21 protein-coding genes and 1 tRNA gene are annotated in these 21,507 nt (G+C 63.2%); 10 read left to right on the top strand and 12 right to left on the bottom strand.

All coding sequences use genetic code 11. From position 1 onward, the window contains the following. The first annotated feature begins 82 nt into the window (after positions 1-82). Positions 83-586, top strand: coding sequence for a peroxiredoxin (locus tag FQ755_RS35805; RefSeq protein WP_144162745.1), 504 nt, complete (start codon positions 83-85; stop codon positions 584-586). Between the two features lie 267 nt (positions 587-853). After that, positions 854-1,771, top strand: a complete 918-nt coding sequence (gene lpxC / locus FQ755_RS35800) for a UDP-3-O-acyl-N-acetylglucosamine deacetylase (protein WP_144162743.1) — start codon at positions 854-856, stop codon at positions 1,769-1,771. 79 nt (positions 1,772-1,850) lie between these two features. Here lpxC and FQ755_RS35795 read toward each other — a convergent pair whose 3' ends face one another. Further along, on the bottom strand, positions 1,851-2,348 hold the full coding sequence (locus FQ755_RS35795) for a DciA family protein (protein ID WP_144162741.1): 498 nt from the start codon (positions 2,346-2,348) through the stop codon (positions 1,851-1,853). A 280-nt stretch (positions 2,349-2,628) separates the two neighbouring features. On the opposite strand from FQ755_RS35795, the gene secA reads away from it, so the two are divergent. From secA to FQ755_RS35775, 4 genes are all read left to right on the top strand, one after another. After that, positions 2,629-5,427: a preprotein translocase subunit SecA gene (gene secA, locus FQ755_RS35790; RefSeq protein ID WP_144162739.1), complete on the top strand. Its 2,799-nt coding sequence runs from the start codon at positions 2,629-2,631 to the stop codon at positions 5,425-5,427. A 157-nt stretch (positions 5,428-5,584) separates the two neighbouring features. Beyond that, on the top strand, positions 5,585-6,826 hold the full coding sequence (gene argJ / locus FQ755_RS35785; RefSeq protein ID WP_144162737.1) for a bifunctional glutamate N-acetyltransferase/amino-acid acetyltransferase ArgJ: 1,242 nt from the start codon (positions 5,585-5,587) through the stop codon (positions 6,824-6,826). Positions 6,827-6,863: 37 nt separating this feature from the next. Next, complete coding sequence (locus FQ755_RS35780; RefSeq protein ID WP_144162735.1) at positions 6,864-7,733, top strand: ATP-binding protein; 870 nt, start codon at positions 6,864-6,866, stop codon at positions 7,731-7,733. A gap of 5 nt (positions 7,734-7,738) precedes the next feature. Next, positions 7,739-8,182: an NUDIX domain-containing protein gene (locus FQ755_RS35775; RefSeq protein WP_144162733.1), complete on the top strand. Its 444-nt coding sequence runs from the start codon at positions 7,739-7,741 to the stop codon at positions 8,180-8,182. Positions 8,183-8,293: 111 nt separating this feature from the next. Here FQ755_RS35775 and yacG read toward each other — a convergent pair whose 3' ends face one another. The 9 genes from yacG to FQ755_RS35730 all read right to left on the bottom strand — a co-directional run bounded on the left by yacG (position 8,294) and on the right by FQ755_RS35730 (position 16,566). Continuing rightward, positions 8,294-8,491, bottom strand: coding sequence for a DNA gyrase inhibitor YacG (gene yacG / locus FQ755_RS35770; protein ID WP_144162731.1), 198 nt, complete (start codon positions 8,489-8,491; stop codon positions 8,294-8,296). Positions 8,492-8,607: 116 nt separating this feature from the next. Further along, positions 8,608-9,363: a cell division protein ZapD gene (gene zapD, locus FQ755_RS35765; RefSeq protein ID WP_144162729.1), complete on the bottom strand. Its 756-nt coding sequence runs from the start codon at positions 9,361-9,363 to the stop codon at positions 8,608-8,610. Positions 9,364-9,574: 211 nt separating this feature from the next. Next, positions 9,575-10,177 (bottom strand): dephospho-CoA kinase, encoded by a 603-nt coding sequence (coaE, locus tag FQ755_RS35760; protein WP_144162727.1) that lies wholly within the window; start codon positions 10,175-10,177, stop codon positions 9,575-9,577. A gap of 3 nt (positions 10,178-10,180) precedes the next feature. Beyond that, positions 10,181-11,110, bottom strand: coding sequence for a prepilin peptidase (locus FQ755_RS35755; RefSeq protein ID WP_144162725.1), 930 nt, complete (start codon positions 11,108-11,110; stop codon positions 10,181-10,183). A 28-nt stretch (positions 11,111-11,138) separates the two neighbouring features. Then, positions 11,139-12,368, bottom strand: coding sequence for a type II secretion system F family protein (locus FQ755_RS35750; RefSeq protein ID WP_144162723.1), 1,230 nt, complete (start codon positions 12,366-12,368; stop codon positions 11,139-11,141). Continuing rightward, on the bottom strand, positions 12,365-13,747 hold the full coding sequence (locus FQ755_RS35745; RefSeq protein WP_260859026.1) for a GspE/PulE family protein: 1,383 nt from the start codon (positions 13,745-13,747) through the stop codon (positions 12,365-12,367). The genes FQ755_RS35750 and FQ755_RS35745 overlap by 4 nt, the downstream gene beginning before the upstream one ends. A gap of 156 nt (positions 13,748-13,903) precedes the next feature. Then, on the bottom strand, positions 13,904-15,208 hold the full coding sequence (locus FQ755_RS35740; RefSeq protein WP_144162721.1) for an HlyC/CorC family transporter: 1,305 nt from the start codon (positions 15,206-15,208) through the stop codon (positions 13,904-13,906). 242 nt (positions 15,209-15,450) lie between these two features. After that, positions 15,451-15,527, bottom strand: a tRNA-Pro gene (locus tag FQ755_RS35735). A 46-nt stretch (positions 15,528-15,573) separates the two neighbouring features. Beyond that, entirely contained in the window at positions 15,574-16,566 is a 993-nt protein-coding gene (locus FQ755_RS35730; RefSeq protein ID WP_144162719.1) for a polyprenyl synthetase family protein, read from the bottom strand. A gap of 215 nt (positions 16,567-16,781) precedes the next feature. Here FQ755_RS35730 and rplU point away from each other — a divergent pair, with 215 nt between their 5' ends. The 4 genes from rplU to proB all read left to right on the top strand — a co-directional run bounded on the left by rplU (position 16,782) and on the right by proB (position 19,874). Next, on the top strand, positions 16,782-17,093 hold the full coding sequence (gene rplU, locus FQ755_RS35725; protein ID WP_007180329.1) for a 50S ribosomal protein L21: 312 nt from the start codon (positions 16,782-16,784) through the stop codon (positions 17,091-17,093). Between the two features lie 24 nt (positions 17,094-17,117). Beyond that, positions 17,118-17,381 (top strand): 50S ribosomal protein L27, encoded by a 264-nt coding sequence (gene rpmA / locus FQ755_RS35720; protein ID WP_144162717.1) that lies wholly within the window; start codon positions 17,118-17,120, stop codon positions 17,379-17,381. 180 nt (positions 17,382-17,561) lie between these two features. Then, entirely contained in the window at positions 17,562-18,677 is a 1,116-nt protein-coding gene (gene cgtA / locus FQ755_RS35715) for an Obg family GTPase CgtA (protein WP_144162716.1), read from the top strand. A 78-nt stretch (positions 18,678-18,755) separates the two neighbouring features. Then, on the top strand, positions 18,756-19,874 hold the full coding sequence (proB, locus tag FQ755_RS35710) for a glutamate 5-kinase (RefSeq protein WP_144162714.1): 1,119 nt from the start codon (positions 18,756-18,758) through the stop codon (positions 19,872-19,874). A 144-nt stretch (positions 19,875-20,018) separates the two neighbouring features. Here the strand turns inward: proB and FQ755_RS35705 are convergent, their stop codons facing one another. Both FQ755_RS35705 and FQ755_RS35700 read right to left on the bottom strand, forming a co-directional pair. Continuing rightward, a complete protein-coding gene (locus FQ755_RS35705; RefSeq protein WP_144162712.1) occupies positions 20,019-20,576 on the bottom strand; it encodes a CNP1-like family protein in 558 nt (185 codons plus the stop codon). Between the two features lie 99 nt (positions 20,577-20,675). Next, positions 20,676-21,311, bottom strand: a complete 636-nt coding sequence (locus FQ755_RS35700) for an RNA pyrophosphohydrolase (protein ID WP_260859025.1) — start codon at positions 21,309-21,311, stop codon at positions 20,676-20,678. Between the last annotated feature and the right edge of the window lie 196 nt (positions 21,312-21,507).

The following is a 21,507-nucleotide window of genomic DNA, read 5'->3' as shown; positions in this document are numbered from 1 at the left end:
GCAATAGGGGCGCGACTGCACGATCCACTGCGACACGACAACGTGCGGGCACGCTCCGCATCGATGTGAAGGACTGAGCAAAATGATCAAGGTGGGTGAAAAGCTACCCGACGCAACCGTCTTTGAATTGATCGAAGACGAGCGTGCGGGCTGCACGATCGGGCCGAACAGCTTCGACGTGCGTGAACAGACCGCGGGCAAGCGCGTGGTGATCTTCGGATTGCCGGGCGCGTTCACTCCGACCTGTTCGGCCAAACATGTACCCGGTTACCTCGAACACGCCGAGCAGTTGCGCGCGGCCGGCATCGACGAGATCTGGTGCCTGTCCGTCAACGACGCGTTCGTGATGGGCGCGTGGGGACGCGATCAGCACACCTCGGGCAAGGTGCGCATGATGGCGGACGGTAGTGCGGCTTTCACGCGGGCGCTTGGTCTGGAGCAGGACCTGTCGGCGCGCGGCATGGGAATCCGTTCCCAGCGCTACGCGATGGTGGTCGACGACGGCGTGGTCAAGACGCTGAACGTCGAGGCACCCGGCAAGTTCGAAGTCAGCGATGCAGGCAGTATTCTCGCGACGTTGAGCTAGTTCTCGAGTGCCGAACGGCCCCTTTCCCCGGCGCGACGTTGTGCCGCGGCAACGGGCGCAAGGCATTCGTGTGACAAGCCGTAACGCGGGCTGATGTCCGGAAACGCCTCCGTTCCGGGCATCGGCCCATCACGCTTTGTCGTTGGGTAATGTAGCGAAACAGATTGATACGCCCTCGGCAACGACGTCTCCCAGGGTAATGGAGTATACTTCGCGCTATGGAATAAAAAGTCCCGATTGGGATTTTCAATCGAATAGAAGATCACCATGTTGAAGCAGCGCACTATCAAGTCGATCGTCAAGACGGTCGGCATCGGCCTTCACTCTGGCCGCAAAGTCGAATTGACGCTCCGCCCGGCCGCCCCGAACACGGGTATCGTGTTCTCGCGCGTGGATTTGCCCACGCCGGTGGATATCCCTGCGTCCGCAATGGCGATTGGCGACACGCGCCTCGCCTCGGTTCTGCAGAAAGACGGTGCGCGCGTTTCGACGGTTGAGCATCTGATGTCGGCCTGCGCGGGCCTCGGTATCGACAACCTGTATGTCGATGTCACCGCGGAAGAAATCCCCATCATGGACGGCAGCGCAGCGTCGTTCGTGTTCCTGATCCAGTCGGCAGGCATCGAGGAACAGGGTTCGGCAAAGAAATTCATCAAGGTCATCAAGCCGGTGGAAGTTCGCGACGGCGACAAATTCGCCCGTCTGGAGCCGTTCTTCGGCTTCAAGCTGAAGTTCACCATCGACTTCCGCCACCCCGCCGTCGACAAGACCGGCCAGGCGCTGGAAGTGGACTTTGCGCATACCTCGTATGTGCGCGACATCGCCCGGGCGCGTACCTTCGGTTATGCGCACGAAGTGGAAATGCTGCGCGAAATGGGCCTTGCCCGCGGTGCGAGCATGGACAACGCAATCGCGCTGGACGAATACCGCATCCTCAACAACGACGGCCTGCGCTACGACGACGAGTTCGTGAAGCACAAGATGCTCGACGCAATCGGCGACCTGTACGTGGTCGGTCATCCGTTGCTGGCGTCTTATACGGCTTACAAGTCCGGCCACGGCGTGAACAACGCGTTGCTGCGCGAATTGCTGGCGCATGAAGACGCTTACGAAATCGTCACGTTCAACGACACGCAAAAGGCCCCGCGCGGCTTTGCGTACGACACGCAGACGGCGTTTGCCTGAACGCTTTCATGCAGGTGCGTCTTAGCGCCTGCGGGTGAAGCGGACACCCATAAGCAAATAAGCGGCCCCTCGGGGCCGCTTATTTTTTGGTTTCGCGATTGCGCAGATGCCGCGCCGCCATCCTGGCGAGCGCCTCCTGCAGAGGCGAGGGGGCGAGCGATTCGCTCAACGTTTGCAGCGCGTCGGCGCCGGCCGGCGTCATGCGGGCCTGCTTGACGGGAGGCGGCTCCTTGAGCGCCTGCGGCCGCACGCGAATGCGCAGCGCATTCACCGCCCAGCCGCGTTGCTGCAGATCGGACAACAACCGCGGCTCCAGATGCCGCAGACGGGCCGCCAGCGCGTTGTGCCCGGCAAATAGCGCCAGTACGCCTTCCTTGATAAAACCCGGCTCGACGCTCGCGCTCAAATAATCCGGCAACAAGGCACGCAGATCCTTCTCGAGCGCGGCAATCTGCTCCACGCCGGCACGCAAGGCGGCGAACGCATCGGTGCGCCTGAGCACCTCGGCGACCGGCTGCGGGCGGCGGGTGTTGAACTGCTTCGGCGGCGGTCTTGAAAACGACGGTGAGCGGCTCATGTAGGATAGTGACGGCGTGAGCGCGCACAATGCGCACCCACGCCCGGATTGTACCGCGCGGGATACGCTCGCGGCCGCCTGTGACGAGGGCCGGCCGGGGCTCGGCAGGCTCTCCCCACGTCGCGCCCTTGACACAGGCGCGCGCTGGGGCGCGTGCTAAAATGCCCGATTCGAATTCACTCTTGGACTAAGCCGCCGAGGCATTTCCGACCCCGGGCCAGCAGGTGGGTAAAACCGCCTGCCGTGAACCAGCCGAAGCCGCGACGCAGACACCGATCCGATGACCACCGGTTTTCTACAAAAGATTTTTGGCAGCCGCAACCAGCGGCTAGTCAAGCAATATCAAAAGACCGTCGCGGCGATCAATGCGCTCGAGCCGCAGATCGAGCAATTGACGGACGATCAACTGCGCGCCAAAACGGGTGAATTCCGCCAGCGCATCGCCAGCGGCGAGTCGCTCGACAAACTGCTGCCGGAGGCCTTTGCGGTCTGCCGGGAGGCGAGCAAGCGCGTGCTGAAAATGCGCCACTTCGACGTCCAGCTGATCGGCGGCATGGTATTGCATTACGGCAAGATCGGCGAAATGCGCACCGGCGAGGGCAAGACGCTGGTCGCCACGCTGCCGGTCTACCTGAACGCGCTGACCGGGCGCGGCGTGCACGTCGTTACGGTCAACGACTATCTCGCCCAGCGCGATGCCGAATGGATGGCGCGTCTGTACAACTTCCTGGGTCTGTCGGTGGGGATCAACCTGTCGCAGATGGATCACGCCATGAAGCAGCAGGCTTACGCGGCGGACATCACCTACGGCACCAACAACGAATTCGGCTTCGACTACCTGCGCGACAACATGGTCTACGAGACCGACGCGCGCGTGCAGCGGTCGCTGAATTTCGCCGTGGTCGACGAAGTGGACTCGATCCTGATCGACGAAGCGCGCACGCCGCTGATCATTTCCGGCCAGGCTGAAGACCATACTGATCTTTACGTGCGAATGAACGCACTGCCGCCGCTGCTGGAGCGCCAGATTGGCGAAGAAAAGGCGGACGGTACGGGCGTCGAAAAGCCGGGCGACTACACATTGGACGAGAAGGGCCGCCAGGTATTCCTGACGGAATCGGGTCACGAAAAGGCTGAGCGTCTGCTCGCCGAGTGGGGCCTGATCGGCGAGGGCGAGAGCCTGTACGCGCCGCAAAACATCACGCTGATGCACCACGTGTACGCCGCGCTGCGCGCTCACACGCTGTTCTACAAAGACCAGCACTACGTCGTGCAGAACGGCGAAGTCGTGATCGTCGATGAATTCACCGGTCGCCTGATGTCGGGTCGCCGCTGGTCGGACGGCCTGCACCAGGCTGTCGAGGCCAAGGAACACGTCAAGATCCAGAGCGAAAACCAGACGCTCGCCTCCATCACGTTCCAGAACTACTTCCGCATGTACGCGAAGCTGTCCGGCATGACTGGCACGGCGGACACGGAAGCATACGAATTCAACGAAATCTACGGCCTGGAAACGGTCGTGATTCCGACCAACCGCCCGCCCAAGCGGATCGACAAGCAGGATCAGATCTACAAGACGGCGAAGGAACGCTACGACGCCGTGATCCGCGATATCCGCGACTGTTACGAGCGCGGCCAGCCGGTGCTGGTGGGTACCACCTCGATCGAAAACTCCGAGCTGCTGTCGCATCTGCTGAAGCAGGCGGGCTTGCCGCATGAAGTGCTGAACGCGAAGCAACACGCGCGTGAAGCGGAAATCGTCGCGGAAGCGGGCCGTCCGCAACGCGTGACGATCGCCACCAACATGGCCGGCCGCGGTACCGACATCGTGCTGGGCGGCAATGCAGAGAAGCAGGCCACCTTCATCGAACTCGACGACGCCATCCCCGCCGACGAGAAGCAGCGCCGCATCCAGAAGCTGCATGACGAATGGCAAGAGCTGCACGACAAGGTGAAGGCCGCGGGCGGTCTGCACATCATCGGCACCGAGCGTCACGAATCGCGCCGCATCGACAACCAGTTGCGCGGCCGTGCCGGCCGTCAGGGCGACCCGGGTTCGTCGCGCTTCTATCTGTCGCTGGAAGATCCGCTGCTGCGTATTTTCGCCGGCGACCGCGTGCGCTCCATCATGGACCGCCTGAAGATGCCGGAAGGCGAGGCGATCGAAGCGGGCATCGTCACGCGCTCGATCGAATCGGCGCAGCGCAAGGTCGAGGCACGCAACTTCGATATTCGTAAGCAATTGCTCGAATACGACGATGTGTCGAACGATCAGCGCAAGGTGATCTATCAGCAGCGCAACGAATTGCTCGAGGCGCACGACATCACCGAAACCATCGGCGCCATGCGCCATGGCGTGATTACGGACATCGTCCATCAGTTCGTGCCGGCGGGCAGCATTGAAGAACAGTGGTCCGTGCCCGAGCTGGAAGAAGTGCTGCGCAACGAATGGCAACTCGATCTGGCCATTCAGGAAATGATCAACGAGTCGTCGTCGATCAGCGTGGACGAAATTCTCGAAGCCGTGATCGCCGCGGCCGACGAAGCCTACGAAGCAAAGGTCGCCCTGGTGGGCCGCGAAACTTTCAGCGGCTTCGAGCGTTCCATCATGCTGCAGACGCTCGACCGCGCGTGGCGCGAACATCTGGCCGCGCTCGACCACCTGCGTCAGGGTATCCATCTGCGCGGCTATGCGCAGAAGAATCCGAAACAGGAATACAAGCGCGAAGCCTTCGAACTGTTCGCGGCGATGCTCGACGCCGTGAAGCTCGACGTTACGCGCGTGGTGATGAACGTGCAGGTGGAGTCGTCGGAGCAGTTGGAACAGGTTGCTGAAGATCTGGAAGAACAGGGCGGTAGCCAGCTGGATCACGTCGAGTTTCGCCATGCCGAGTTCGTCGAAGCGGCCGCGCCGGTTGCCGCTGAGGCAGCGACTGCCGCCATGATCGGCGACGCCATGAACCACACGCATGCTGGCGGCGAGCCGCTGGGCGACAATGTGCCGAAGGTTGGCCGCAACGATCCCTGCCCGTGCGGCAGCGGCAAGAAGTACAAGCAGTGTCACGGCAAGATTGCGTGAGACTGAAAAGGCGGCGCGCGTAAAGCGCGCCGCGTCGTTTTACCCAGCGCTTTGCTGGTAATGCCACGGTGGTGAGGTCCACGCCGCACCGCCCTTTTACGATTTTCCGATGCCGGCTTCATGCCGGCATTTTCAACTTGGACAACAGGTCGCGACCATGGCTGTCAATTTCCCCTCCATCGATGCCGCCCAACTTCACCCTGTCGCCGGCGTTACGCTAGGCTGGGCCGAGGCGAACATCCGCAAACCGAACCGCAAGGACGTGCTCGTGATTTCCGTCGAGGAAGGCGCGACGGTCGGCGGCGTGTTCACCTCGAACCGTTTCTGTGCGGCGCCCGTCACGGTGTGCCGCGAGCATCTCGAACAGGTGCGTGCCGGCGGCAAAGGGATTCGCGCGCTGGTGATCAACACGGGGAATGCGAACGCCGGCACCGGCGAGCCGGGTCTCGTGATCGCGCGCGAAACCTGCGCCGAACTGGCGCGTCTGGCCGGTATCGCGCCGGAACAGGTGCTGCCGTTTTCGACCGGCGTGATTCTCGAACCGCTGCCGCTCGACCGCCTGAAGGCCGGCCTGCCGGCCGCGCTGGCGAACCGCCAGGCCGCGCACTGGTACGAAGCGGCTCAGTCCATCATGACTACGGACACGCTGCCCAAGGCGGCATCGCGTCAGGTGAGCATCGACGGCCATACGGTCACGCTGACCGGCATCAGCAAGGGCGCGGGCATGATCAAGCCGAACATGGCGACCATGCTCGGCTTCCTCGCCTTCGACGCCACCGTGTCGCAGCCGGTTCTCGACGCGCTGGTCAAGCATGTCGCAGACCGCTCGTTCAACTGCATCACCATCGACGGCGATACGTCCACCAACGATTCGTTCATCCTGATTGCTTCAGGCAAGTCCAGCCTGCCGTCGGTTACCTCCACCGATTCTCCCGCCTACGCGGCATTGCGCGACGCGGTGACTGACGTAGCGCAGACGCTCGCGCAACTGATCGTGCGTGACGGCGAGGGCGCCACCAAGTTCATGACGGTGCAGGTGGAAGGCGGCGCGAACGTCGCGGAATGCCGTCAGATTGCCTACGCGATCGGCCACTCGCCGCTAGTGAAGACGGCTTTCTACGCGTCGGACCCCAATCTCGGCCGGATTCTCGCGGCCATCGGCTATGCCGGCGTAACCGACCTCGACGTCGGCAAGATCGATCTGTATCTGGACGACGTGCTGGTGGCGAAGGCAGGTGGCCGCAATCCGGAGTACCGTGAGGAAGACGGGCAGCGCGTGATGAAGAAGGCGGAGATTCTGATTCGCGTCGTGCTGGGCCGCGGCGACGCGCACGCCACGATCTGGACGTGCGATCTGTCGCACGACTATGTGAGTATCAACGCCGATTACCGCTCGTAAGCCCGAGCCCCTACCTCACCCGATTTCACTCTTCGCCATGGATAAACTCGAACAGTTTTTGACCCGCGCCGAGGCCGTGCTTGGCCGTCTGGAAGCCATGCTGCCGCCGGCCACGCCCGAGGTCGACTGGTCGGCGGCTGTCGCATTTCGCTGGCGCAAACGCCAGGGGCGCGGCTATCTGCAACCGGTCACGGCCATCTCGGACATCACGCTTGACGATCTGCAGAACATCGACCGTCAGAAGGATCTGATTGAGCAGAACACGCGCCAGTTCGTGCGCAAGCAGCCGGCCAATAACGTGTTGCTGACGGGCGCGCGCGGCACGGGCAAATCGTCGCTGATCAAGGCCTGCCTGAACGCGTATTCCAAAGACGGGCTGCGTCTGATCGAAGTGGACAAGGACGATTTGCACGATCTCGGCGATATCGTCGACCTGATCTCGCAACGTCCGGAGCGCTTTGTCGTGTTCTGCGACGATCTGTCGTTCGAAGACGGCGAGTCGGGCTACAAGGCGTTGAAGGTGGCGCTCGATGGTTCGGTGGCCGCGCAATCAGATAACGTGGTGATCTACGCGACGTCGAACCGGCGCCATCTGCTGCCCGAGTACATGAGCGACAACGAGACGTACAAGCACACGTCCGATGGCGAGATTCATCCGGGCGAAGTCGTCGAAGAAAAGATCTCGCTGTCCGAACGCTTTGGCTTGTGGGTCAGCTTTTACCCGTTCAAGCAGGACGACTATCTGACGATCGTCGGACACTGGCTGCAGCACTTCGGCTGCGATCCCGCCGAGGTCGAGGCGGCACGCGGCGATGCGCTGGTGTGGGCGCTCGAACGCGGCTCGCGCTCGGGGCGGGTGGCATGGCAATTCGCCCGCGACCGTTCCGGCCGGAAGTCGCAAGGATGACAGGCATGACGGATTCCACGAGCCCAGCGACCCCCGCCAAGCCGGACGTCAATGCGGACGGCCGCCCGGTCACGGAAGTGGCCGTGGGGGTACTGGTGCAGCCGGACGGGCGCTATCTGCTGGCGCAACGGCCGGCCGGCAAGCCCTACGAAGGTTATTGGGAGTTTCCGGGCGGCAAGCTCGAACCCGGTGAATCAGTCGAGGCGGCGCTCGCGCGTGAACTGCACGAGGAACTGGGAATCGAGGTCAACGCAAGCCACCGCTGGCATACGCTCGAGCACGATTACCCGCATGCCTACGTGCGGCTGTACTTCTGCAAGGTAACGCAGTGGACCGGCGAGCCGCACGGACGGGAAGGCCAGGCGTTTGTCTGGCAGTCGCTGCCGGCCGAGGTGTCGCCGTTATTGCCGGCGACGATCCCGGTGCTGGAATGGCTGGCCGCTGAATAGCAGGGGCAGAGAGGTAAAAGTGACGCGGCCTTGAACGGCCGCGTACTTTTTTGCGCGACTTCGCGCGACGTATCGAGGCGTGCCTGGCTGGGCAGGCCTGAGCAGACGCGCTTAATGCGGGTTGTAATCGCCGCTCGGCTCGTCGTCTGACGGCGCTTCTTCATCCGTGCCGCCGATCTTGTACTTCTCAGCGGCCCAGGCGCCGAGGTCGATCTGCTTGCAGCGCTCGGAGCAGAAGGGGCGGAAGCGATTCTCGGGTGTCCAGCGGACATCCTTCGCACAGGTCGGGCATTTAACGACAGTAATCATTCGGTCAGGCGTCAATCGAAAACGGGACAAGCCTCTAATATAAGGGCATTTTCGCTGCCTGAAAGGCGCGGCCCTATCATTGCGCCAAGTAACGCAGCGGACGAGAGGTGTTGCCGTTACAGACTGCACAGCGTGAGCTGGAATGGAACGTCGACGTCCACGGCTCGCGGCCGCAGGTCGCCGTCCTGCACGGTGAAACGCACCCACAGCATGTACTTGTTGGCGCTCGCCTCGGGGATCACCCGCAATTCCGGCGAGACGCGCACCTGCATCAACTGATACGAGCGGCCCGACAGCATTTGCTGGTAGCTGCCCTGCATCGCCATGACCTTTGACGCCTGGCCGGATTCACGGGCGAGGCGCAACACGATGGTGGCGGCGTCGCGCAACGGCAGCAGCGGCGTGACCCATTTGGCGATGTCCTGACGGCGCTGGTCAGGATGCGTCTGTTGCCACGCGTAGTAGGACGGCAGGTCGAACTTGCAGGTGCCGCCCGGGATGATGGCACGGCTGCGGATGCTGGCCAGCCATTCATTGTCCGTCAGATGCTGGCCGGTTTTGCCCTGCATCTGCGAGAGCCCGGAGAGGGTTTGCTCGATCTCGCCGAGCACCGCCTCCAGGGCGTTTTGCTCGATGCCCGGATTGCCGCGGAACGGCGCAAGCGTTTGCCGTTGCCGCTCCAGCTCCTTCATCAGATCCGATTTCAGATCCGCGCGACCGGCGACTTCAGAGATTTCGAACAGCGTCGTCAGCGCGACGTGGTGTTCCCTGGCATCTTCCTGAGTCAGAAAGAACGTGAAGCGCTCGAACAGGTCTTCGAGGCGCAACAGCGTCCGGATTCGCTCGTTGAAGGGATACTCGTAAAGGATCAAGCGGGCTCGCCTCGGGCGTGGTCGGTGACGGGAATGCAGAACATTCTAATGCCGTGAGACTACCCTAGCAATCACACACTTTCCCGGGACGCTTTTGCGCGTTTTTACGCCTGTTTGACGCATCTTTGAGTGAGGCGCCCGTGCCTTATTGCGATAGCGGGGCGAGTCCCATCCGGGATGCGGCGACGATGCCGCCGCCCGGATCCATCTTTCACGCCCCGGCCAGTATCAGATATTGACGATGCTGCGCCTCGACCTGCGCACCGAGTTCCTCGACGGAAGTGTTTTCGTTGACGATGACGTCGTCCGCCGCGGCAAGACGCGCTTCACGGCTGGCTTGCCGCGCGATGATCGCCAGCACCTGTTCGCGGCTGAAGGCGTTGCGCCGCATGACGCGGCCGATCTGCGTTTCGACGCTGCAATCGACGCTCAGGACGCGGTCCACACGCGTTTTCCAGCTGCCCGACTCCACCAGCAACGGCACCACCAGCATGACATACGGACCACTGGCTTCATTCCTGGCGCGCTCGGTTTCGCTGCGGATCAGCGGGTGCGTGATGGCTTCGAGGCGGCGGCGCGCGTCGTCGTCGCTGAAGATCAGGGTGCGCATGCGGGCGCGGTCGAGCGAACCGTCCGCAGTCACGAAGCCGGCGCCGAATTCAGCGGCGATTTTCGGCATTGCGGAGCCACCGGGCGCCGTGATCCGATGCGCGATCAGGTCCGTGTCGACGATTGCCACGCCGCGCGCGGCGAACAGGTCGGCGACGGTCGACTTGCCGCTGCCGATGCCGCCGGTCAGTCCCACAGCAAACATGCGTCAGCCTCCGAGTGCCAGATAGAGGGGCGTGCCGAGAAACAGCGTGATCGCGCCGCCGGCCGCGAGAAACGGGCCGAACGGCAGCGGCTCGCCGAAGCGCATGCGGCCGCGCCAGGTGGCCGCCAGACCGACGACCGCGCCGGCCACCGCGGCGATCAGCACGATCTGCGGCAGGGCGATCCAGCCGAGCCACGCGCCGAGCGCGGCAAGCAGCTTGAAATCCCCATAACCCATTCCTTCGACTCCGCGCACGAGCTTGAACAGCCAATGCACCACCCACAGTACAAGATAGCCTGCAATCGCGCCCGCCACCGCGTCGTGCAGGCTCGTGAACATGCCGTTGAAGTTGACGATCAGACCGGCCCATAGCAGCGGCAGCGTCAACGAGTCGGGCAGAAGGTGCGTGTCGATGTCGATGGCGCTCATTGCCAGCAAGGTCGCGCAGAGGCCAAATGCAGCGAGCGCCATGAGGCTCGGTCCGAACACGGCGAGCGCGAGCGCCGCGCACGCGGCGCTGGCGATCTCCAGCAACGGATAGCGCGCCGAGACCGGCGCCTTGCACACGGAGCATCGTCCGCGCAGCAACACATAACTGATCACGGGGATGTTTTCCCACGCGTGCAGGACGTGGCCGCAGTGCGGACAGGCGCTGCGGGGCAGCCACAGGTTATAGCGCGCGGGCAGGCCGTCGCCTTCGAGCGGCTTGCCGGTTGCTTCGCTGACCTCTTCGTGCCACGCGCGTTCGAGCATGATGGGCAGCCGATGCGCCACCACGCTCAGAAAGCTGCCGATCACCAGACCGAACACGATGGCGAATGCAATCTGCAGGCCGGCCGGCAAGCTGCCAAAGGCGGCGCCGAAGTCGGCCGCGACATGGCCATGAAGCGCGCTGAAGGAGGTGTCTGACACGAGTGCTTGGGTAGTCGGCATGACGAAAAGGTTGGATTCGGCTGCGATGCTACACCACGTTGCCGAGTTGAATAATGGGAAGATACATCGCGACGACGAGGCCGCCGACCAGCGTCCCCAGCACGATGATGACGAGTGGTTCGCACAGGCTCGCCAGGGTGCCGATCTTTTCGTCGACCTGGCGATCGCTGAGCGAGGCGACGTCGATCAGCATGGTATCGAGTGCGCCGGATTCCTCTGCGACGGCAACCGGCTGCACTACCTCGGGCGGGAAGCAGCGCACGGCGCGCATTGCAGCGGCGAGCCGTTCGCCGCGCCGCAGGCGGGCGGCGATGTCGGCGGTGGCGCGGTCGAACCAGGCATTGCCGGTGGCGTGCGTCAACGAGTCGAACGCGTCGGCGAGCGGCGTGCCGGCGGATAACAGCGTGCCGAGCGCGCGGCTCCAGCGGGCGGCGCACAAGGTGGCGAGCAGCGTTCCGGCGACCGGCAACCGCAGCGACAGGCGGGCGAGCGTGACGCGGGCCGGTTCCGAGCGACGCAACAGGTATGTCATCGCAAAACCTGCACACGTACCTAGCGCAAGCGCCGGCAGGCTCCAGCGCGCGGTGGCCGCGGAGAGCGCCATCACCACCTGGGTCGGGACCGGCAGGCGCGCGCCGAAGCCGTCGAAGATCTGTTTGAAGGTCGGCACCACCCAGACCAGCAAGGCCGCTGTGATAGCGAGCGCCAGCAACAGGATCGCGACCGGATAGGTGAGCGCGGCCTTCACCTTGGCGCGCTGCGCGGCGCCGCGTTCGCGGTCGTCGGCGATGCGGGCCAGCACCGTGGGAAGCGCGCCGGCCGCTTCGCCCACCGCAACCAGTTGGCAATACAGCGCATTGAATTGCGCCGGATGCCGGGCCAGCGCCGCCGAGAAACTCAACCCGCTCGTGATGTCACGAGCCAATGCGCCGACGATGCGCGACATGCCGCGCTGGCGCGGTGCAGGCGCTTGCGCCAGCAGTTCGAGCGAAGGCGCGAGCGGCAAGCCGGCGCGCAACAGGCTGGCCAGTTGACGTGTGAACCGCGTGACCTCCGCGGCTCCCGCCAGAGGACGCGGCGCGGGGCCGCGGGCCGTGAGTTCGACGACGAACAGGTTGTCGCGCTTGAGCACGGCGCGCACGGCGGCCGCGTCTGCCGCGATCAGTGTGCCGCTACGTTGCGCGCCCGCAGCGTCCACGCCGCGCCATGCGAAACGCATTTCGTGTGCTTCAATTTCGGCCGTTGTCCGCGTGCTCATGCGAGCTCCGTCGCGCTGAGTGCTTCGGCGAGACTGGTCGTGCCGTCCCGCACGCGCATCAAAGCAGCGTCGCGCAGCGTGCCGACACCTTGGCTTTGTGCAAGCCGCGCGAGCGCGTGGGTTTCGGCATTGGCGACGATCAGTTCGCGCATCGCGTCCGACACCGGCATCACCTGATGAATGCCGACGCGGCCGCGGTAGCCGATGCCGTGGCACGCGTCGCAGCCAACGGCCACATAGGGATGCCAACCGTCGAGCTGGGCGTCGGCAAAGCCGGCCGCGCGCAAGGCCGCCGTGGACTGCGGCGCCGGCGTCCGGCATACCGGACATAGCCGCCGCACCAGCCGTTGCGCGGTGACCATGCGTAGCGCCGCGGCAAGGTTGTAAGGCTCGACGCCAATATCGATCAATCGGGCGATGGCGGCCGGTGCGTCGTTGGTGTGCAGCGTGGAGAGCACGAGGTGGCCGGTCTGCGCGGCCTTGACGGCGACGTCGGCGGTTTCTTCGTCGCGGATCTCACCGACCATGATCACGTCTGGATCCTGACGCAGAAACGCGCGTAACGCGACGGCAAAGGTGAGGCCGGCTTTCTCGCGCACGCTGACCTGGTTGATGCCGGCGAGCTGGATTTCAGCCGGATCTTCGACCGAGCAAAGGTTGCGCGATTCGGCATTGAGCATCTGCAGGAAGCAGTAGAGCGAGAGCGTCTTGCCGCTGCCGGTTGGACCGGTCACCAGCACGAGGCCGTGCGGTGCATGGATGGCCGTCTTGAGCGTCTCGCGCTGCGTGGGGTCGAGGCCGAGTGAGTCGAGCGAAAGCGTGGCCGGCAGTGCATCGAGGCGCCGCAGCACCAGCTTCTCGCCGAATAGCGTGGGCAGCGAGGTCACGCGGTAGTCCTCGAACTTGCCTGGCATCGTCGAGATGCGTAGCCGTCCGTCCTGCGGTACGCGCCGCTCGGCGATGTCCATGCGTGCCAGCACTTTCACGCGCGTGATGAAGGCATCACGTAGATGGGCCGGCGGCGCCGGGAGCGCGTGCAACACGCCGTCGATGCGCAGACGCATACGCCAGCCGTGTTCGGCGGGTTCGATATGCAGGTCGGACGCATTACGGCGCGTGGCATCCCGCAGCGTGTCGCTCAGCAGACGGACGGCGGGGGTGTCGTCGGATTCGGCGAGACCGGGCGCGTGGTCGCGCGCTTGAGTGTCTTCCCGGGATGGGTTGGTGAATGGGCGAGTGGATGGCTGGGCAGATGGAATTGGCTTGGCGCCAGACGCTGCCTCGAGTGCGGCAGCGGCCCGATAGGGCGCCCCCGTCGTAACAGGATCAGGCCGACGACTAGCAGAACCGGCCGGTGAGGAACGAGGTGGGGATGACATCTGAAACCGGCAGGAGCCGCCTGTAGAACATGACGGCTCCATCATCCGGCAAGCAGCTTGTTACCGCTATTCGGCCGAATGGCCAACGTAGCCGACGAAGGCCGTGCTGGCCGAACCACTAAAGGCGAGCACGCGCTGCGCCGGGCGCCGAGCCCATCACACCCGCAGCTTCTTCCCGCCCTTCGCCCCCGAGCGCGCGCCCGGCTTGAAAATCTTCACGGTGCGCACGGCCTGATCGTCGCTGCGCATCACTTCCAGCTTGATGCCGCCGATCTGCACGCACACGTCGCCATCCGGAATTTCTTCGAGGATTTCCAGAATCAGGCCGTTCAATGTCTTCGGCCCGTCTGTAGGAAGTGTGAGTTGCAGCCATCGGTTCAGTTCGCGCAGCGGCATGCTGCCGGCCACAATGCACTCGCCGTTCTCGTTCCAGCCGCCGCGCGAATTCGCGCTTCGCGGGATGGAGGTGGTGAACTCGCCGATCAGTTCCTCGATGATGTCTTCCGGCGTCACCAGCCCCTGCAATTCGCCGTATTCGTTCACGACGAGCGCGGTTCGGTGACGGCTCTCCTGAAAGTATTGCAACTGCTGGAACACCGGCGTGCCGCTCGGCACGAAATACGGTTCGGCGAGCAACTCACGCAGTGTCTCCCGTTCGAGTTCCTGGTTGTGCAGCGCCGAGAGCGTCTTGCGCACGTGCAGCACGCCGAGCACGCGGTCGATGTCGCCTTGGTAGACGATCAGCTTGTTGTGATAGCAGGTCTCGAGCTGATGCAGGATTTGCTCGAACGGTGCGTCGAAATCGAGGGCTTCGATGCGGCGGCGCGGAATCATCACATCGTCGACGGAGATGTTTTCCAGGTCGAACAGATTCAACAGGATGCTGCGGTGCTTGGTCGGCATGAAGCTGCCGGACTCGAGGACGATGGTGCGCAGTTCCTCGGTCGAAAGACGCTGGTCGTGCGCGCCTTTCGTATTGATGTGCAGCACGCGTAGGATGCCGTTGGCGAACAGGTTGACGAACCAGACGATGGGCTTGGTCGCGCGCATTAGCGGCGCGATCAGCAGACTCGCGGGCAGGGCGATTTTTTCCGGAAAGGTGGCGCCGACGATTTTCGGCGTGATTTCCGCGAACACGATGATCAGAAACGCGACGATGCCGGTGGCAATGGACAGCACCAGGTTATTGCGGCCGAACGTATGCAGCGCCACCGATGTGGTGAGGACCGGGATGATCGTGTTGAACAGGTTGTTGCCGATCAGGATCACGCTCAGCAGCTCGTCCGTGTGTGCGAGCAGGCTTTGCGTGGTTTTTGCACCGAGCGCGCCCTGATTGGAGAGATGCTTCAGACGGTGACGATTGAGCGCCATCATCGCCGTTTCGGAGATCGAAAAGAAACTGGAGCAGATAAGCAGCAAAACGACGGCGCCTATCTGCGCCCATAAGGGTAGTTGTTCCACGTGTCGCGAACTGTAAGGGGCAGGATGGGAAGAATATAGCAGAGGGGACCCGGCTCGCCTGCCTGGCCAAAAGGCATAGGACGGACGGGGCTTGCTGTGGCGCGCCATGAGGCGGCAGGGCCGGGAAAATGGGCTAACTGCGCGGACGAACTGCGCGGGCTAACTGTGAAAGGCAGGCGCGAACCCGGCACAAACAACGGACGAAAAAAAACCGCACGAAGCTGTGCGGTTTTTTCAAAATCTGGTCGGGGTGAGAGGATTCGAACCTCCGGCCTCTACGTCCCGAACGTAGCGCTCTACCAGGCTAAGCTACACCCCGATTTGTACTGCTCTCTACTCGGACTAAGTTTGCGTTTCAGTCTCGTTCAAGACTGTCTCGCCGTCGAGTAAGAACATAATTCTAGCAGGCTATCTTTGAAAATGGAATCGGGAAACGAAGAAATTGCTGCGGCTGCTGCCTGGGCTTCCTGCTTGGCGCATTCCAGCGTGTGATCCAGCGCGCCCGAGCGGGTGATCGCCTCAAAAATGGTCTCGAAACGGTCGGTGCCGCCCTGTTCGATCGCCTCGCGCGCCAACGCCGACTGTTCCGGCGTGCCGCGTTCGATCAGATAGATGAGCGGCAGCGTGGGCTTGCCTTCGCGCAGGTCGTCGCCGGCGTTCTTGCCCATGGACTCAGCCGTGCCCGTGTAGTCGAGCCAGTCGTCCATGATCTGGAAAGCCGTGCCGATGCGCCGGCCGAATTCCGCCGCGGCCGCTTCCGTGGTGGCGTCGACGCCGGCCAGCACCGCGCCGAGCTGAGCGGCCGCCTCGAACAGCTTGGCTGTCTTATATCGAATCACCTGCATGTAGCGGGCTTCGTCCACGTCGGCGTCGTGCATATTGAGCAGCTGCAGCACTTCGCCTTCGGAAATGATATTGGTGGCTTCTGACAAGATTTCCATGATGCGCATCTTGCCGACCCCGACCATCATCTGGAACGAGCGCGAGTACAGGAAGTCGCCCACCAGCACGCTCGCGGCGTTGCCGAACAGCGCGTTGGCGGTTTGCCGGCCGCGCCGCAGGTCTGACTCGTCCACCACGTCGTCGTGCAGCAAGGTGGCCGTGTGGATGAACTCGACCACCGCGGCCAGTTCATGCCGGTGCCCGGTGGTTTCACCGAGCGCGCCGGCTACCAGCAGCAGCAGCGCTGGCCGCAGGCGCTTGCCGCCGGCACTGATGATGTACTCGGAAATCTGGTTGATCAGCATCACCTCGGACGCCAGGCGGTGCCGGATGACGCGGTTCACCTGCTCCATGTCTTCGGCAATCGGGGCGAGCAGGCTGGCGGCGTTGGGGGAGGGGGTGGCAGTCGACGACATGGTGGCTGAATTGGGTAGTGCCGCGAATTATAAGGCGAATCGCGGAAGTTCCGGGCCGCTGCCGGCGCGATAGAGGCGCGGCGCCCCGCTGACGGGGTTCTGCGCAGCGCCGCGGCGATGCGTCAACGAGTTTTGACCGGAGAGCTAACTCTATGTATAATCACGGGTTTCCGCGCGTGGTGCGTGGGAAAAATGAACACAGAGTGAGGTTCTCAATGTACGCGGTCATAAAAACCGGTGGCAAGCAGTATAAAGTTGCCGTCGGCGAAAAACTTAAAGTAGAACAGATACCGGCAGACATTGACGCTGAAATCACGCTCGACCAGGTTCTCGCAGTGGGCGAAGGCGAATCGATTAAGTTCGGTACGCCGCTGGTCAGTGGGGCTTCCGTCAAGGCTACCGTCGTGTCGCAAGGTCGTCACGCAAAAGTGACCATCTTCAAGATGCGTCGCCGGAAGCACTACCAGAAGCATGGCGGCCACCGCCAGAACTACACCGAACTGCGCATTGACGCGATCAACGCGTAAGCGCAACGGTTAAGGAGCTATCAAATGGCACACAAAAAGGCAGGCGGATCGTCACGTAACGGCCGCGACTCCGAGTCGAAGCGTCTCGGCGTGAAGGTTTACGGCGGTCAAGCCATCAATGCTGGCGGCATCATCGTGCGTCAACGCGGCACGCGTATGCATCCGGGCGAAAACGTCGGCATCGGCAAGGATCACACCTTGTTCGCGCTGACGGACGGCCACGTCCAGTTCTCGACGAAGGGCGCAGCAAAGAAGCACATGGTCAACGTCGTCCCGGCAGCAGCCTGAGTTTAATCAGGCACGGGCTTCAGGACCGGAACAAAGGCCCCGCGAAGTTAGCGGGGCCTTTTTCATTGCAGATTCATAGCGGTATTTGTTGTCGTGAGCCCGCGCGCATAGGCCGATCGGTCGATTGTCCAACGCATGGCAGGCACGGCAAAATAGCGAAAACACGGGACGGAGTTACGCATGAAGTTCATTGACGAAGCGAGGATTGAAGTCATCGCCGGCGACGGAGGGGATGGCAGCGCGTCGATGCGCCGCGAGAAATTCGTCCCGTTCGGTGGTCCGGATGGCGGCGACGGCGGTCGGGGCGGTAGCGTCTACGCAGTGGCAGACCGCAACATCAACACGCTGATCGACTACCGCTACGCGAAGAAGCATCTGGCGCGCAACGGCGAAAACGGCCGCGGCGCCGATTGCTATGGCAAGGGCGGCGACGACATCACGCTGCGCATGCCGGTCGGCACAATCATCTCGGACATGGAAACTGGCGAGCTGATCGCCGACCTGACCGAGCACAACCAGAGCGTTTTGATCGCCGAAGGCGGCGCGGGCGGTCTCGGTAACCTGCATTTCAAGTCCAGTACGAACCGCGCGCCGCGGCAGAAGACCGACGGCAAGGCCGGCGAACGCCGCATGGTGCGCCTCGAGCTGAAGGTGCTGGCCGACGTGGGGCTGCTCGGTATGCCGAATGCCGGCAAATCCACCTTCATTTCGTCGGTGTCGAACGCGAAGCCGAAGATTGCCGATTACCCGTTCACGACGCTCGCGCCGAATCTGGGCGTGGTGCGCGTCGGCCCGAGCCGCAGCTTTGTGATTGCGGACATTCCGGGTCTGATCGAAGGCGCGGCCGAAGGCGCGGGCCTTGGGCACCAGTTCCTGCGGCACTTGCAGCGTACCGGCCTGCTCTTGCATATCGTCGATATCGCGCCGTTCGATGAGGCGGTCGACCCGGTCGCGGAAGCCAAGGCGATCGTCAACGAACTGCGCAAATACGACGAACTGCTGTTCGAGAAAACCCGCTGGCTGGTGCTCAACAAGATCGACATGGTGCCCGAAGACGAGCGCGCGGCGCGGGTCTCGGCGTTCCTCGAAGGCTTCGGCTGGGACGGTCCGGTGTTCGAAATTTCGGCGCTGACCGGTCAGGGCTGCGAGGCGCTTTGCTACGCGGTGTACGACCATATCGCCGCGCATTCGGATGCGCAGCGCCAGGCTGAAGCGGAAGATCTGGCCGCCGACGTGCGTTTCCGCGAGAAGGCGGAAGGCGCGCGTTCGGGCGAGCCGGCTGAGCCGCAGGAATAAAAGACCAGGCTTTGGCGCCGGCGTGGCAAGCATGAGCATGCCGGCGGCATCACGGATTATCTTGGGAGACCGCGCACAATGCATTCCGTCATCGCAGACTCCAGGCGATTGGTAGTGAAAGTCGGGTCGAGCCTCGTCACCAATGACGGGCGTGGTCTCGATCATGCCGCGATCGGCCGCTGGGCGGCGCAAATCGCCGCGTTGCGCGCGCAGGGCAAAGAAGTGGTGCTGGTGAGTTCCGGGGCGATCGCCGAAGGCATGCAGCGTCTCGGCTGGACCAAACGCCCGCGCGAAATCGACGAACTGCAGGCCGCCGCCGCCGTCGGGCAGATGGGGCTCGCGCAGGTGTATGAAAGCCGCTTCGCCGAACATTCGATCCGCACGGCGCAGATTCTGCTGACGCACGCCGACCTGGCCGACCGCGAACGTTATCTGAACGCGCGCTCCACCTTGCTGACGCTGCTGCGTCTCGGCGTGGTGCCGATCATCAATGAGAACGACACCGTCATCACCGACGAAATCAAGTTCGGCGACAACGACACGCTTGGTGCGCTGGTGGCGAATCTGATCGAAGGGGACGCGCTGATCATCCTCACCGACCAGCAAGGACTTTTCACCGCCGACCCGCGCAAAGACCCGTCCGCCACGCTCGTCCAGCAGGCCGACGCCGGTGCGCCGGAACTCGAGGCGATGGCCGGCGGCGCGGGTTCGAGTCTCGGCCGCGGCGGCATGCTGACCAAGATTCTCGCGGCCAAGCGCGCGGCGCACAGCGGCGCCAATACGGTAATCGCAAGCGGTCGCGAGCCTGACGTGCTGGTGCGGCTGGCCACCGGCGAGGCAATCGGCACGCAACTGATTGCGCGCACGGCGCGCATGGCGGCGCGCAAGCAATGGATGGCCGATCATCTGCAGGTGCGCGGCCATGTGGTGATCGACGACGGCGCGGTCGAAAAGCTCACGGCAGGCGGCAAAAGCCTGCTGCCGATCGGCGTGGTCGGCGTGCAGGGCGCGTTTGCGCGCGGCGAGGTGATCGCCTGCCTGAGCGCGGCGGGACACGAGGTCGCGCGCGGGCTGACGAATTACAGCAGCGCCGAGACGAAGCTGATCCAGCGGCGCCCGAGCGGCGATATCGAAGGTGTGCTGGGCTACATGCTCGAACCCGAGTTAATTCACCGCGACAACCTCGTGCTGGTGTGATCGCGGCGGAGCTTGCCGGTAGCCATCCACTACCGGCAGCAGAACAAGCCGCTTTCGGCGCGCTTTCGGCGGAAACAGACGCAAAAAAGCCGTTCCAGGCTGACTGGAACGGCTTTTTTATTGGCTTCAGGCCGGAGCCCGTCTTCAATGAATCTGCGAAGAAGCCGTGCGATGCACACGCATGTTGTCGGTGATCACCTTGGCGTTGCCCGTCGGCGCCCTGTTCGCGCAGAAGTAGTCCTGATAGAGCGCCGCCTGGTAGCCGTTCAGCGCGCTGTCTTCGATGCGGGCAAATGGCGTGGCGACGGTATCGTCCCAGCCGTCGTGATCCGCATTGAGACCGGCGTACTGGCGCCACTCATAGGTGTCGCAGCGAATCCCTTCGTAGTTCACGTTGTGCGCGCCGCTCGGGCTCGTCACGACCACCGTGTAGCGCACCACGCCGTCGTCGCCCACCGACAGCGACTTTGCATCCACCGCGAAGGTCAGCGGCGTGTTGCCGGACACGTCGAACGGAATCAGATTCGACGCCAGCGGCAGCGACGGTAGCACCTCGACCTTGTTTTCGGTCCAGTTGGGCTTGCGATCCAGCAGATACGTAAACGCGCTGTCATCCTTGTTGGTGGGTTTGCCGGCGCTCGAACAACCAGCCAGCAGGGCGCCGGTGGCGACGCACGCCACGACGAGAGCAAGTGCTTTCAATATGATTTCCTCGAAACGCCGGCGCGGCAGTCCATGTGCCGCACCGGCAGATGCGGCGCAGAAAGCCGCACCGGGTTTAGTCGCGCAGACCCGGCTGGGTCAGGGAGTGTCGTCAGACCCGCAGTCGGACCCGATCGTGGTGCTGATCGTAGTCTCGACCGTCACGGTCGTTACCGACATCTCCTGTAGTTCCGTCGCGGTCGACGCTATCCGGGGATAGCGAGGCCCGTGATGGCCACCGGGTTTTTCCGAACGCGGCGCAGCACGGCGTAGAAAACGGGATAGTTCCGTCAACGCCAACTGATATACATCCCGCTTGAACTCGATCACACAGTCGAGCGGCACCCAATACTCGTTCCAGCGCCACGCATCGAACTCCGGGTGATCGCAGGCGCGCAAGCAAATGTCGCAGTCGCGCCCCACCATCCGAAGCAGGAACCAGATCTGTTTCTGGCCGCGGTAATGACCGCGTACTTCACGCTTGATGAACTTGTCCGGCACCTCATAGCGCAACCAGTCGCGCGTGCGACCGATGATCTTGACATGCTCCGGAAGCAGGCCGGTTTCTTCGTGTAACTCCCGATACATCGCTTGCACGGGGGTCTCACCATACTTGATGCCCCCTTGCGGAAACTGCCAGGAATGTTCACGGAGCCGTTTGCCCCAAAACACCTCGTTGTGCGCGTTCAAGAGGATGATGCCGACGTTCGGGCGAAAGCCTTCACGATCCAGCATACAACCACCTTCGAATCCTTTAAAATTGCTTTGATTATAAACAGATAACGGACCTGACGCACCGGATCGCACCAGATTGGAACGATTCGCCGCAACAGGGGCGCGTTTGCGGTAGCCTGTGCCTGCGGGCCGTCCGGCGCAGCGGCATGGCCGCAGCAGGGTTGCGGCGGCATCGGCCTAAGGGTATGTCCGCAGG

Source organism: Paraburkholderia sp. BCC1885 (assembly GCF_900996235.1).
Lineage (GTDB): Bacteria > Pseudomonadota > Gammaproteobacteria > Burkholderiales > Burkholderiaceae > Paraburkholderia.
The sequence above is the reverse complement of the archived record's forward strand: the minus strand, read 5'-3'. Positions and strand labels throughout refer to the sequence as shown.

Excerpts from the sequence above, each read along its gene's own strand:
- FQ755_RS35805 (WP_144162745.1), top strand. The coding sequence starts at position 83 with ATGATCAAGGTGGGTGAAAAGCTACCCGACGCAACCGTCTTTGAATTG.
- lpxC (WP_144162743.1), top strand. The coding sequence starts at position 854 with ATGTTGAAGCAGCGCACTATCAAGTCGATCGTCAAGACGGTCGGCATC.
- FQ755_RS35795 (WP_144162741.1), bottom strand. The coding sequence starts at position 2,348 with ATGAGCCGCTCACCGTCGTTTTCAAGACCGCCGCCGAAGCAGTTCAAC.
- secA (WP_144162739.1), top strand. The coding sequence starts at position 2,629 with ATGACCACCGGTTTTCTACAAAAGATTTTTGGCAGCCGCAACCAGCGG.
- argJ (WP_144162737.1), top strand. The coding sequence starts at position 5,585 with ATGGCTGTCAATTTCCCCTCCATCGATGCCGCCCAACTTCACCCTGTC.
- FQ755_RS35780 (WP_144162735.1), top strand. The coding sequence starts at position 6,864 with ATGGATAAACTCGAACAGTTTTTGACCCGCGCCGAGGCCGTGCTTGGC.
- FQ755_RS35775 (WP_144162733.1), top strand. The coding sequence starts at position 7,739 with ATGACGGATTCCACGAGCCCAGCGACCCCCGCCAAGCCGGACGTCAAT.
- yacG (WP_144162731.1), bottom strand. The coding sequence starts at position 8,491 with ATGATTACTGTCGTTAAATGCCCGACCTGTGCGAAGGATGTCCGCTGG.
- coaE (WP_144162727.1), bottom strand. The coding sequence starts at position 10,177 with ATGTTTGCTGTGGGACTGACCGGCGGCATCGGCAGCGGCAAGTCGACC.
- FQ755_RS35755 (WP_144162725.1), bottom strand. The coding sequence starts at position 11,110 with ATGCCGACTACCCAAGCACTCGTGTCAGACACCTCCTTCAGCGCGCTT.
- FQ755_RS35750 (WP_144162723.1), bottom strand. The coding sequence starts at position 12,368 with ATGAGCACGCGGACAACGGCCGAAATTGAAGCACACGAAATGCGTTTC.
- FQ755_RS35745 (WP_260859026.1), bottom strand. The coding sequence starts at position 13,747 with ATGTCATCCCCACCTCGTTCCTCACCGGCCGGTTCTGCTAGTCGTCGG.
- FQ755_RS35730 (WP_144162719.1), bottom strand. The coding sequence starts at position 16,566 with ATGTCGTCGACTGCCACCCCCTCCCCCAACGCCGCCAGCCTGCTCGCC.
- rplU (WP_007180329.1), top strand. The coding sequence starts at position 16,782 with ATGTACGCGGTCATAAAAACCGGTGGCAAGCAGTATAAAGTTGCCGTC.
- rpmA (WP_144162717.1), top strand. The coding sequence starts at position 17,118 with ATGGCACACAAAAAGGCAGGCGGATCGTCACGTAACGGCCGCGACTCC.
- cgtA (WP_144162716.1), top strand. The coding sequence starts at position 17,562 with ATGAAGTTCATTGACGAAGCGAGGATTGAAGTCATCGCCGGCGACGGA.
- proB (WP_144162714.1), top strand. The coding sequence starts at position 18,756 with ATGCATTCCGTCATCGCAGACTCCAGGCGATTGGTAGTGAAAGTCGGG.
- FQ755_RS35700 (WP_260859025.1), bottom strand. The coding sequence starts at position 21,311 with ATGCTGGATCGTGAAGGCTTTCGCCCGAACGTCGGCATCATCCTCTTG.